The organism is Pseudacidovorax intermedius (assembly GCF_001476815.1).
Classification (GTDB): domain Bacteria; phylum Pseudomonadota; class Gammaproteobacteria; order Burkholderiales; family Burkholderiaceae_C; genus Xenophilus; species Xenophilus intermedius_A.
In genome coordinates, this window is record NZ_LDSL01000045.1 from 1 (window position 1) to 12,952 (window position 12,952).

The 12,952-nt window shown below is 61.2% G+C and carries 7 protein-coding genes; all 7 read right to left on the reverse strand.

Going from position 1 to position 12,952, the window contains the following annotated elements; genetic code table 11:
- A partial coding sequence (locus NS331_RS06730) for a transposase (RefSeq protein WP_193758053.1) occupies positions 1-524 on the reverse strand: 524 nt, incomplete at its 3' end.
- A 123-nt stretch (positions 525-647) separates the two neighbouring features.
- The gene (locus NS331_RS25410; protein ID WP_082702308.1) at positions 648-2,213 is read right to left on the reverse strand and encodes a glycosyltransferase family 61 protein; all 1,566 of its coding nucleotides are present in this window, start codon (positions 2,211-2,213) and stop codon (positions 648-650) included.
- A gap of 39 nt (positions 2,214-2,252) precedes the next feature.
- Entirely contained in the window at positions 2,253-5,099 is a 2,847-nt protein-coding gene (locus NS331_RS25415) for a glycosyltransferase (RefSeq protein WP_082702309.1), read from the reverse strand.
- 62 nt (positions 5,100-5,161) lie between these two features.
- On the reverse strand, positions 5,162-6,556 hold the full coding sequence (locus NS331_RS06735) for a TolC family protein (protein WP_058641238.1): 1,395 nt from the start codon (positions 6,554-6,556) through the stop codon (positions 5,162-5,164).
- A gap of 103 nt (positions 6,557-6,659) precedes the next feature.
- Positions 6,660-8,048, reverse strand: coding sequence for an HlyD family type I secretion periplasmic adaptor subunit (locus NS331_RS06740; RefSeq protein WP_058641239.1), 1,389 nt, complete (start codon positions 8,046-8,048; stop codon positions 6,660-6,662).
- Positions 8,045-9,853 carry a type I secretion system permease/ATPase gene (locus NS331_RS06745; protein ID WP_058641240.1) on the reverse strand — a complete coding sequence of 603 codons (1,809 nt, stop codon included), beginning with the start codon at positions 9,851-9,853 and terminating at the stop codon, positions 8,045-8,047. Before NS331_RS06745 ends, NS331_RS06740 begins: the two co-directional genes overlap by 4 nt.
- Before the next feature lie 126 nt (positions 9,854-9,979).
- Positions 9,980-12,700 (reverse strand): hypothetical protein, encoded by a 2,721-nt coding sequence (locus NS331_RS26585; protein WP_058641241.1) that lies wholly within the window; start codon positions 12,698-12,700, stop codon positions 9,980-9,982.
- Positions 12,701-12,952: the final 252 nt, after the last annotated feature.

Consider the following 12,952-nt stretch of genomic DNA (forward strand, 5'->3'; position numbering starts at 1 on the left):
TTGACCAGGTGCTGGCGGCTCCTGTCCAGCAGCCGGCTGTCGGTGGGATGCGCAATGGCCTTGGGCATCACCGTGGTGTCCACGATGACCTGCTGCACGCTGGCTTTCTGGATCACGCCACCACGCCGGGCAGCGTCGATGCTGGCAGCCAGCAGCGCTTCAACGCCTTCTTCCCCCACGCGCTGGCGCCAGCGCGTGAGGCTGGACGCATCGATGGGCGCTTCGGTCTGCAGATAGGTCTCGCCGCAGAAGAACTGCCAGTACGGGTTCTCGACCCAGGTGTTGACCACGGCTTCGTCGGAAGCATCGAAGGTGTGCTGCAGATACAGCAACCCGGCGATCAGGCGCGGTGGCAAGGCGGGCCGGCCACGGCCAGAAGTGAAAGAGACCGCGAAAGTGCGCTCGATCTCGGCCCAGTCGATCAGCGCCTCCAGCCTGACCAGCGGGTGCTTCATGTTGATCTGCTCGTCCAGCCTTGGACGCAACAGTTCGGCCGTTTGCGGCTGCGAAGGCTTCGGACCCATCGGACTCCTCAGAGGAATTTGCAAGAAAACAGGCTCTGCCGAACCAATACCTTGCAAATCCCGCGCCTAGCCAGCCCAAAAACCTCGCACAAGATCAACAACTTACGGGTTGTTCAGGGCGGACTAAATAAATTCCAAGAGTGCTGATTGGAATATCTGAAGATCTAAAGACCAAGGTGCATCGATCGCCGAATCAGAAGAGTGGCCATAAATGGAAAGATAATCCGCCCCAATTTCACGTGCGATATTTTCAAACCCCCTGACGTGATATGAAGACGGCATCATTTCAACAAGCTTTCTGAGCCCTTTGGAAAATACCAAGTTTGCCAATCCGGCGCCATGGGGCGCCACTACCAATGCAGCTTTGGACAAGGTCTGTGCCTGCTCGGAAAACGACAGATTTTCCAGCTGGACAATTTCAAATCCGAGTCCTGACAAGAGGGCCTCAATTTGAGGCTCTTCAAGAAGCGGCCTGTTCTTTGCGGCTGAACGGGAAATATACAGTCTGGTTCCATCTCCCTCCAATACAGGTGGCAGCAATGACTGGAATACATTTATGTACGTCTTGTCGATACTTCGCCCTTCGACGAAGGGAACCACAAGCTTTGAAAAACGGTAAATTACGTTCTTTCTGGTAAAGCGCAAACTCAATTGAGGGAAGAAACTGCGTACGATATTGCTCAGAACCGCATGCTCGTCGGCAGGAACGTAGATGGGAACCGGATTGGGAGACTGCTCATTCACGACGACCGGTCCGAAGCCGTTCAGCAGAGTGTTGAAGAACCCTGTGTCATTAACGGGCGGAAGAAGAATACACTGCTCTTCAACTACCTCTTCTTCATTTTTTTCCAGGCTCTGCAACACCAAGTAATCAGCCAAAGACATACCTGGGGACAATTCCCTGATGACGATGCCCCCACCACCTATCAATATACCTTTGCCATCAGAATTGGAAAAAAAGGACGCACCCGCTCCATATCCGATCATAGTGAGTGGTTTAGGGAAATTAAGCGGTGAAATCTGAATCTGTTTCCCAGCGTAGTCAATATGCTTACTACGACCGGTATTGGGCTTCACAGCGCCGGCCGCGTCGGCCCCGGCGCCCGGAGCGCGCGTCAGCAACACTTGACTCATGGCCTTCCCGTGCTGCTGACCTGTGGGAATGTCTTCAAGATCGACAAAGGTTATTTCCGACTCGGTGCGGAAGGAGCAGCGCCCAGGGCTTATGTTCACTTTCTCCCACACCAAATTTCGTGCGCTTTCTCTACGATTACCCAGCTCTGCGAAGCAGTCTTGAAGCCCTGGTGCATCGACGCCTTGACAATGATCGACGAAACTTACCACTTGTTCGGGAAGGTCGTTTTCGAAAAGCTCGCGGATGATAAAAAATGCAAAATCGGCACTGCCAGCTGGCGATTCAGAAATTCGACTATCGAATATTTTCCTCAATTCTTGATATTTATTGAGTCGTATTAGAATACGCGCCCTAAGGCGATCAATTTTGGGCCCTGCCGCACCTATCTCTGCCAAAACTGCCTCAGCACGCTCTGCGCCAAGACAGTTAAAAAATGCCTTTGTTATCCAGTAAGCGTCGTACTCATTGAAATTCTTCGGAGTATTGCTTAAATATTCAAGCATACACTCGTCATAGCGCCCAGCAAGATATAACTGATCGAAAGCACCTTGCATTATCTTATATTTCCATACATGATCTTTCGAGTCGAATACTCAAAATAGAAGCTTGGCCAAAGTGGCTTTGAATTTCATGTAGGAGAAATTTATTTGTATATCTTCCAGTGCAGCGCCACGCAATTCATTTCTAAGCTTACTATTGTCGCAAATCTTTATAATGGCGTTCGCGAAATCGGCAGCGTCTTCCGCAACCAAGCATTCTTTACCGTTTTTCCAATTTAGTTGTGTGCTCAGAAGCCCTGTGATGATGCATGGAAGTCCAAGTGCAGCCATTTCTTGGACTTTGTGAGGAAGCCCCGCCGCCAGCCGCGTTGGGGCGATGAAGGCATCGTATTGATTCACTGCCGTCTTCAAGTCGCCAATCGCTCCCCGGAAGTGAACGTTCGGAGATGCCTTGCACATTGCACTGATCAGCTTGCTGGCTTCCTGACAAGTAACGTTCCCCGCAATTTCTATCTTTATGGCCTTATCTAACTGATGGAGCAGCGGCGCTATGAACGTCAATATAAATAATGCGCTGTCGAAGTTCGGCGCCGCAACGTCGTGAATTGCGCCCAAGAATAGTACCCGTCCCTGCCTCGCCTTTTTCTCCAGAACAGGGCATGAATCAAATGCGTGAGACAGGATTTCGACCATCGCCCCAGGATACTTTCTTTTGAACTGGGCTTTTTCAATTGGCGTGGTAACGGAAATGTATCTGCTCGCGGAGTAGATCGAAAGCTCCCTGCTGATCCTCGCGTCTTGGCAAGAGATCATCCCCGACTCTCCAAGATAGTGGTCCAATTGCATTTCCCGCGTGTTGAATATTGCCTCGGCGTCATATACCACGCGAGTGCCGGCCATCTTGACGATATCTAGACCGGCGAGCCGCTGCACATTGTGCGGCCGACTACAGAATATGACATCGTAGAAATTTTGACTTTGTCGAGTGCGAATCAAATATTCCAGATAGTGGTCGTCGCCGTGGCAAAACTCTACGCCTGTAAAGGTATCGTTGACGCCGCTGAACGCAGAGTCGTCCTTGACGTTGGTTGAATAATGTGTGACAAAGCAGCCTAGTTCAATCAAACATTTCAGAATATCACTGGCCCTGGCTATGCCGGCGCCCCAGCTTCTGACAGGCGGCACATCGTCAATCAAAAACACCCTTTTCTTGTATGAATCAAATCGTCCTGTCACGCCTAGGCTAAATTCACTATATTCCACCGGGGATGACTGATCTGAGAGCCAGTCAGAATGCCTCTCTTTGAAGAGTTGCTGGTTGGTCTGCTGGAGTTGCAGATACTCCGACTCGGTTTTGGCGCTACCGAACTCAAAGTGATGTGCCTTTATTCTTGGCGTATAAAGAACCGCAGAACCTGCCTTCCAAGCCCGAACGCACAGGTCGGTTTCTTCGTAGTAGGCTGGTGCAAATGCTTCATCGAAGCCATTGAGCGACTCCCACAGCTTTCTTCGGACGCCGAAAAACGCGCCGGATACGTAATCCACATATCGGTCGAAAGAGAACAAATGCGCATCAGGCCGCCTGCGGCGCCCCACGCCCCGGCATGACGCATCGTTGAAAATAACGCTTCCCGCTTCCTGCAGCAATCCGTCAAGATGCAGAATCTGTCCACCGACGATTCCAACGTCCGGATATTTGGTGAACGTGTCCAGCATTTCGTCGAGGGCCGATATCTCTATGAATGCATCGCTATTCAGGAATACGATAAACTCCCCCACAGCATGCCGTGCACCTTGATTGGCAGCACGTAGAAAATGCAGATTTTCCGAATTGTTGACGATTTTTACCGCGCCGGTAATCTGCCCTGTCAGTTCACTGACTTCAGTACCCGAATTATTGTCGACCAAGATCAGCTCGAACGACTCGAAATTGGACAATGCCAGTCTGCTCAAACAGCGAAGTAGCAGTTCTGGCTTCTTGTAAATAACGACGACGATGGATATGACGGGTTTTGAATCGGTGGTACCCAATGCAAGGCTTTTATTTCGCCTTTTAAAGTAAAGTAGATCCTTCCGAAACAACTCTAGATAATAGCTTTTTTCAACTGTTTTTAGTTCTTCTCGCTTCTCTAAAAAGCTGCTTGACCTACCTTCGTCCCTACCATGTCGTAGATAGTGTTCGGTCAGCTTGCACTTTCTTACTATTTCCAAGGTGCAGCCGTCGATAAGGTTTTTGAGATCGCTGTTAAGAGCCAAGTATGCTTGGTATTCGAACTCGAGGGGGATTTTCGCGGCCAGGTTCTTTGTCTTTTCTTCCACCTCATAGACCGTGGCAACCCTCCCTTCTGCACGACCATGGGCTAGATAATGGTCCTTCAGTGACACCTGATCCAGGTGTGCGAGCTCGGGGTTCATTTCCCGATAGACGACTGCACTGAAATCAGTGTCTCTCTCCTTTGCTTTTTCAGCATCTATGCTGAATAACTCATATTTGTTCTTGTTGGCGTATTGAAGAGCCGAAATCTTCTCTACCGATTTGCGTGCTGATAGATAGATTGGAGACGCCTCGTCGACTCGGGAATAGTGGTCTACAGCAGATCTGAAATTAGCGGTTCGCTCGTAAAGCAAACCTAGGCCGTAATGGGGCCAGCTTTCATCTTTCAGGCGAATGGAGCTCTTGAAAGATTGTTGTGCGAGAAGATATTGCTTTTTACCGAGATAGCAAAATCCGAGGAGATTGAAAATCCATGGGTCACCCATGCATTCGTGAAGAGCAGCTATCAGATGCTTGATCGCCTCATCATAGTCCTTCTGCAGATATTTGACTTGGGCGATACCATATCGTGCGAGGTAGCCAGTACCATTCTCAAAGACTTTCTGCGCCTCCGCGTACTTTCCTGCGCGGACCAGGTCAATGCCTTTTAGGATCGTATCAGCCATTTCATTCAAGGATTATTTGATTTTCGAGATATTTGGCGTCGCAGGGCTTGGCAGCGGCCAAGCTAAGGCCGTGAGCCTGCAGAAGCACGCGCTTCATCATGGTCGGCGCCTTGGAGATTTGCGTCAGCCGGGGCGTCGACGCTTACGGTGGTGTTCAGCGATTCCGTTGTGCCTCGTTCGCTCGACTGCCGCTCGACAGGTTTGATCGTTGAGGATCGGGTGAGTAGACGCAGACGAAGATCAGCCTCAGCAAGACTCAGACGTGAGGTCACGAGAGCTACTTCGGTGTCTGCCAATGTTTGATAGCTCGTGATTACGTCAATGTTCGTCTTCACGCCGCCTTGATAGCTCTTAATGTTTCCGTCGACCGAAAGGCGCGCTCCCTCGACTGCCTGTTCTCGAATACGGATCTCATCCTTGTATGTCTGATTGGCCATGCGCAGACGCGTGAATTCATTCGTGAGGTTGTCCTGCACGTACCGCAGGCCCTCCTCCTTCTGCAAGATATCGTTTGCCGCACGCTGGTAGTCGTAATAAGGAGACGTACCGATAGGCGCTGAAAAGGTAACTGCCACCTTCGGCGAACTGTCCAGTGGGCTCCCTGTCCTCTGCCCCTTACTCACCTGCGCCACCACCTGCGGCAAATACTGCGCAGTCACCCGCTTCGCCGCGATCTCTGCCAGCTCTACGTTGTATTTGGCACTGCGCACTGCAGGCGCCGTCTCCCGTACCTGCACCAGCAATTCCTCCAACGGCCGCTCATCGCTCCAGGCCGGTACTTGAACCTCCAAATTGGCGGTGTCCGCCGCCAGCCCGGTCACCAGCGTGAAATTCCGCTCCGCCGCCTGCAGGCTGTTACGCAAACTCACCCGGTTGGCCTGCGCAATCGCCACCCGCACCTGAAAGTCGCTGACCTCCGTCACCGTCCCCTGCCCCAATTCCCGCATCCGCGTCGACCGGCGCAATTGCTCGTCCAGGCCGTCGATCTGCACACCCAGCGCACGGATCTGTTCGCGGTAGCGCACGATGTCCGCCATCGCCGTGAACACGCGAAGCGCCAGGTCGTTGTCGGCCTGGTCCAAGTCGGCCTGGGCCTGGGCGGCGAGCGGGTCGGACTGCTGCAGCGTCAGAAAGCGGTCGTAGCTCAGGATCGGCTGATTGAGCGAGACGTACCGGGTCTCCGAATTCGCCGTGTCGGCGCTGACGTCGGACTTGGAATAGACGGCGGTCGCGTACGGGTAGAAGGCCGTGCTCGCCTGGTTGGACTGCAGGCGCTTGTTGGCGGCGGCGGCGACCTGGGCGGAGTATTGGGCGTCGTGGAGGCGGGCGGCGTCCAGGGCTTGTTGGAAGCTTTGGGCACTGGCGCCGGATGAGAAAAAGGCGAACAGCGCGGCGGCGGTGGCGGCGTGGCGCGCAAAACGGACGAACGTAGCGGCAGGTGGCCGGGGGATGGGCATGCGGGACGGGGGCAAATGGAGTGATGGACTGAGGTGGCGCCCCCTCTCCCCGGCCCTCTCCCGCGAGGGGAGAGGGAGGAAGACAAGGCATAGGCAGGCGGGCTCAGTCCTCCTTGAAGCTGCGGGCGAAGCGGTCGGTCAGCGGCTTCAGCAGGTAAGTGAGAAAGCTGCGCTCGCCGGTCTTGACGATGACTTCGGCGGGCATGCCGGGCTGGATCTTGTGGTGGCCCAGCAGCTGCAGGCCTTCCTTGGTGGTCTCGATCTGCGCCAGGTAGAAGTCGTTGGCGCCGCCGCTCGGGTCTTTCTGCTTGTCGGCGCCGACGAGCTTGATCACGCCGGGAACGACGGGCGTGTTGCGCTGGTTGAAGGCCGAGAAGCGCACGTCCGCCTCCAGGCCGACGTGCACCTTGTCGATGGAGGTGGGCGGCACCTGCGCCTCGATGATCAGGTTGCCCTCCTCGGGCAGGATCTCCATCAGCACCTGGCTGGCGGTGATGACGCCGCCGACGGTGTTGACCTTCAGGCCCACCACCGTGCCCGACACGGGGGCTTTCACCTCCGTCAGGTTGCGCGCGAATTTCAGCGACTCCATCCGCGTCATGTAGGCCTCACGGTTCTTCTGCAGTTCCGACAACTGGTTGTCGATGTCCTTCAGGAAGGTGGTGCGCTGCTGCGCCATCTGCAGGCTGGTGCTCGACATCGACGCGCGGGTGCGGCTGGCCTCGGCGATCAGGTTGGCCATGTCGCTCTGCAGGCTGCTTTGGGAGCGCAGCACTTCGTTGGCGCGGGACTCGGGCACGTAGCCTTCCTTGGCCAGCTGCACGGTGTTGCGCGCCTCGCGCTCGACCAGTTCCAGCTGGTTCTTCTTTTCCTGCGCCACCTTCACCAGGCTGTCGGCCTGGGCCTGCTGGCCCGACAGTTGCTCGCGCAGGATGCGCTGCTGGCTGTCCAGCTCCTGCCGGCGCGAGCTGAACAGCTGCAGCTGCACCAGCTTGGCCTCGGCCACGCGGGTGTCGTTGGCTCCGAAGGCCTCCAGCTCGGGCTTCCAGCGGATGGCGGCAGCACCGGTACGTTCGCTCAGCAGCCGCGACTCGGTGGCCAGCAGGTTGATGTACTGCAGCTCGGCACCGGTCAGGTTGGCCTCGCTGTCCAGCGGGTTCACCTTGAGCACGACGTCGCCCTGCTTCACCTGCGAGCCCTCGCGCACCAGCAGGTCCTGCACCACGCCGCCGGTGGGGTGCTGCACGGCCTTGCGGTTGCCCGAGACGGTGACGTTGCCGGTGATGACGACGCCCGAGTCCAGCGGCGCCACGGTCGCCCATACGAAGAAGCCGATGAAGGCGATCACCACCACGCGCACGGCGGAACGGCGCACTTCGCTCTCTTCGAGCAGCACGGGCTCGATGCCGTCGCCCTTGGCCTTCAGGCGTTGCGGGTCGTAGGGGTTCCAGTCGGTCGCCCAGTGATGAAAGCGGCTGGCAAGGGATGTCATGCGACCACCTGCAGGTTGGGTTTGGCCGGGCCTTCCACGGCGGGCGGCTGGGCCGGTGGGGCCACGGGCGTGGCGCCGGCCCCGGCACCCGCGCCGGGCATGCGCTGCACGGCGGCGAACAGGTCCTTGGGCGTGCCCAGGCCCACCTGGCGGCCGTTCTTCACCACCAGCATCAGGTCGACGATGCCGATCAGCCGCGGCCGGTGGGTGGTCACGAGCACCGTGGCGCCGCGCTCGCGCAGTTGCTGGATGGTGGCGATCAGCGACTGCTCGCCCACCTCGTCCAGGTTGGCGTTGGGCTCGTCCAGCACCACGAAGGCCGGGTCGCCGTACACCGCTCGCGCCACGGCCAGGCGCTGGCGCTGGCCGCCCGAGAGGGCGAAGCAGGCGTCGCCCAGCAGCGTGTCGTAGCCCTTGGGCCAGCCGAGGATGGCCTCGTGCATGCCCACCATCTGCGCGGCGGCCACCACCTTGTCGGCGTCCACCGCGCCCAGGCGGGCGATGTTCTCGGCCACCGTGCCATCGAAGAACTCGATCTCCTGCGGCACGTAGCCGATGTGCGGGCCCAGCTCGTCGTGGTTCCAGTCCGAAATCTCCACGCCGTCCAGCCGCACTGAGCCGTCATGCGGCTTCCATACGCCCACCAGCTGCTTGGCCAGGGCCGACTTGCCGGAGGCGCTGGGGCCGACGATGGCCATGGCCTGGCCCGGCTCGAGCGCAAAGCTGACACCCGACAGCACGACCTTGCTGGCACCGGGCGGCACCACCGCCAGGTCTTCCACCACCAGCCGGCCCTTGGGCGCCGGCAGCGCCATCTGCGTCTGGTGGTGCTCGTCCTCCGCCAGCAGCGTGTTCAGCCGGTCGTAGGCCTGGCGCGCGCGGACGATGGCCGGCCACTGGCCGATCAGGTTCGTGAGCGGCGACACGGCACGCGCGATCAGCATGGTGGCGGCCATCACCATGCCGCCGGTGATGGCGCCTTCGATGGCCAGGAAGATGCCCAGCGCCATGCCCAGCGACTGGAAGCAGTGCTGCAGAAAGCTGGTCATGCCGCTGCCCACGCCCGCCGCCTCCGACGAGTTGACCTGCAGCATCAGGAACTCCCGATGCTTGCGGTGCCAGCGCCGGCGCATGGCCGGCATCATGCCCAGCGCCAGCGTGGATTCGGACTGCCGCAGTACGCTGCCCGCCAGCTGCATCGCCTGGGCGTTGGCGTCGTTCGAGGCCTTGAGCGCCGACGAGGTCACCTGCCGGTTGACGATGGCCGCCACCAGCATGCAGGCCGCCGCCGCCAGCGAGAACACCGCCAGGTAGGGGTGGAACACCGCCCCCACGATGATGAACACCACGGCGAAGGGCGCGGACATGAGGGCCAGCACACCGGGCCCGCCCAGGAATTGCCGCAGCTCCAGCAGGTCGCCCATCACCTGCTGCACGTTGACCTGCCGCCGGCCCACGTGGCGGCGGAAGGAGGCGTCGAACACGTCGGCCGCCAGCTCCCAGTCCACCCGCAGCGACAGGCGCACCATCAGCCGCCCGCGGATCCACTCCATGACGGACCAGAACAGGTACACGCCCACGATCAGCGTGGTGAGCGAGACCAGCGTGACCACGCTGCGGCTGGCCAGCACGCGGTCGAAGGTGTTCCACATGTAGACGATGGGCGCCAGCGACAGCAGCTCCACCACGAAGGTCAGCACCGCCACCGACCAGAAGCTGCGCCGGCACAGACGCAGCACACGCCCCACGGGCGTGCTGCGGGCCGGCGGCGCGCCGGCGGGAAGGTCTTTGGATTTCTCGGTCATCGAAGAAGGCTCAGGCGCCGCCCCGTCGGAAAGCGCCAAACAAAAAAGCCCCCTCCTCGCGAACGAGGACGGAGCTTTGAAAGGGACAGGGCGGTTTTCGCCGCCCCGGCGTGGTCATGGCGTTGGTCAGCTGTGCTTGGTGTGGAAGGGATCCATCGGATCGGCCGCCTGCGTGCCCAGGCCCAGCAGCTGGACTTCGGTGGGCGTGAGCGGCGCGACCTCGACGGCGATGTGCGCACCCTGGGCCGCGGTCTCCGTCTGCTGCAGCATGCTGCTGCTGACGTTGCCGCTGACCTGCAGGTCCGTGATGCCGTGCTGGGCCAGCTGGCCGAAGGCGTCGGTGGCGTTGAACAGCCTGGCCAGGTCGTCCTCGGTGACCGCCAGCTCCACCTTCGTGTTGCCGGCCACCTGGAACTGCGGCAGGTCGGCCAGCGTGAAGGCCGGGGCGGCCGTGCCTTGCGGCTGGCCACCGTGCATCGCTACCACGATCTTCTCGACGCCGGCCTCCACCTTGACCTCGTCCACGCCCAGCTTCTGCAGCTCCTGCAGCGAGGCTTCGAGGTAGGCGGTGTGGCCGCTGCCATCGGCCTGGGCCTTGAGCACCAGGTCCTGGCGATCGTCCAGCTGCACGCCGGCATCCGCCAGCGCATTGGCCAGCGCGTCGTCGATCTGGATGTGGTCCACCCCGGCGGCGTCCAGCTTCTGCTGCATCGCGGCCAGCTCGTTCGCCAGGTCGGCGGCAGTGCCGGGTTGCGTGGCGCGCACGTCGGCGATGTCCACCAGGGCCGTCGTGTCGGCGGCACCCAGCAGCCGGTCCAGGGCCTGCAGTTCGGCGCCCGTCGCATGCTGCGCCAGGGCCAGGGCATCGTCGAGCTTGACCTCCAGGCCGTTCATGTCGAGCGCTGCGTTGCCCAACTTGCCCGACGCGGCACCGGCGTCGGCCAGCGCCAGCGCCTGGTCCACGCCGAGCGACAGCGCATCCACGCCGGCGTCGTGCAGGTGCTGCGTCATGTCGTCGATGGCGGCGACGGCGTTGGCCGACTTGAAGAGTTCGCCCAGATCCTGGTCGCTCATCTGGACGGTCACGTCGGCGGCATCCAGCAGGTGGTGCAGCTGCTGCTCGGTCACACCACCGGCGTGCAGGAAGCCCGTGCCGGTCACGGTGATCGAGGCACCGGCGTCGAAGCTGAAGTTGGCGTGCGCCAGCTCCACCACCTGGCCGGCGTTCAGCTCCAGATGGTCCATGCCCATGCCTTGCAGCTGGGCCACCAGGGCATCCAGCGCGGCGTCCCCGGACTGGACGACCTGCGTCACGGCCAGCTCGCTGAGGCGGATGGTGACGTCGGCCTCGCCCAGCAGGGCGCTGACCTGGGCCGGCGTCGGCGAGTTGCTGGTGGCGGGCGCGAAGTCGAAGTTGTCCACCACCACGGCGGTGCCCGCCGCGAAGGTGAAATCGGCATGGGCCAGCGCGCCGACCTGGCCGATGTCCAGCGACAGGCGGTCCATGCCCACGCCCTGCAGGTGCTGCACCAGCGCATCCATGGCGGCGTCGCCGCTCTTGAGCAGCCGCTGCACGTCCTGCACGCCCAGCTGCACCGTGACATCGGCAGCGCCGAGCAGGTGGCTGAGGTGCTGGTCCGCCTCGGCGCCGGCCACCAGGCCGGTGGCGCTCAGGAAGCCGGTGCCGGCGACGGTGACGTCCACGCCCGGCTCGAAGCTGAAGCTGCCCGAATGGGCCAGCTCGGCCACCTGGCCGGCGCTCAGGCCCAGGTGGTCCATGCCCACGGCCTGCAGCTGCGCCACCAGCGCGTCGAGCGCGGCGTCGCCGTTGGCGCTGTGCACCACCTGGCCGAGCTCCTGCTCGCTGAGGCGCACCGTGACGTCGGCCTCGCCGAGCAGCGTGCTGAGCTGCGCAGCGGTCGGCGCCGTGGCACCGGCCTGCACGAAGTCGATGCCCTCGACCACGATCGGCGTGCCGAGGTCGAAGCTGAAGTTGGCACTGGCCAGCGCGCCGACCTGGTCGGCGTCCAGCGCCAAGTGGTCCACGCCGACCGACAGCAGGTGGTGCACCAGCGTGTCGAGCGAGGCATCGCCGTCGCTCAGCACCTGGCTCAGGTTCTGCGGCGTGAGGTGGACGGTGACGTCGGCGGCACCGAGCAGCGTGCCCAGGTTCTGGTCCGCGGCGCCGCCGGCCGCCACGCCCGTGGCGCTCAGGAAGCCGGTGCCGGATACCGTGACATCGACGCCAGGTAGCAGGCTGAAGTTGCCGCTCTGGGCGAGTTGCGTGACGTGGCTCGCGTCCAGCGCCAGGTGGTCCACGCCGATGGACTGCAGCTGCGCCACCAGGGCGTCCAGCGCCGCGTCGCTGCCGGCGAGCACCTGCGTGACGTCGTTGTTGCTGAACTTGGCCGTGACATCGGCATGGCCCAGGAAGTTGAGTGCGCTCTGCTGCTGGGCCGCGTTGGCCGCGAGCAGGTCGTCCACGCCGCTGACGGTGACGGCCGCGCCTTCATTGAGCGTGTAGCCCTGCGACGCCAGCGCCAGCACCTCGTCGTCGGTCAGGCCCAGGCGGTCCATGCCGGCGGACTGCAGCTGGCTGATCAGCTGGTCGAAGCCCGCGTCGGTGGCACCGGGGCCGCCGCTCAGCCACGGCGCGATGCCGCCGCCGAAGGCCACGGTGACGTCGGCCGCCGCCAGCAGCTCGGCGGTGGCGCCGGCATTGGCACCGGCGGCCGTCAGGAAGCCCGTGCCGACGACGGTGACCTCGGTGCCGGCCGCGAAGCTGAAGTCATGGTTGGCCGTGATCAGCTGGGAGACCTGCGAGGCGTCCACTTCCAGCGTCTGCATGCCCTGGCTGTGCAGTTGCTGGATGAGCGCGTCGAGCGCGGCATCGCCGCCGTTCAGGACGCTGGACAGTTCGCCGTTGGTGAGTTGATGGACGGTCGCTGGGGCCGGTGCGGAGGTCGGAGCCGGCGTGGGCGCAGGTGTCGGAGCCGGTGTGGGCGCAGGTGTCGGGGCCGGCGTGGGCGCAGGTGTCGGAGCCGGCGTAGGCGTTGGAGCCGGCGTGGGTGCAGGCGTTGGAGCCGGCGTGGGCGCAGG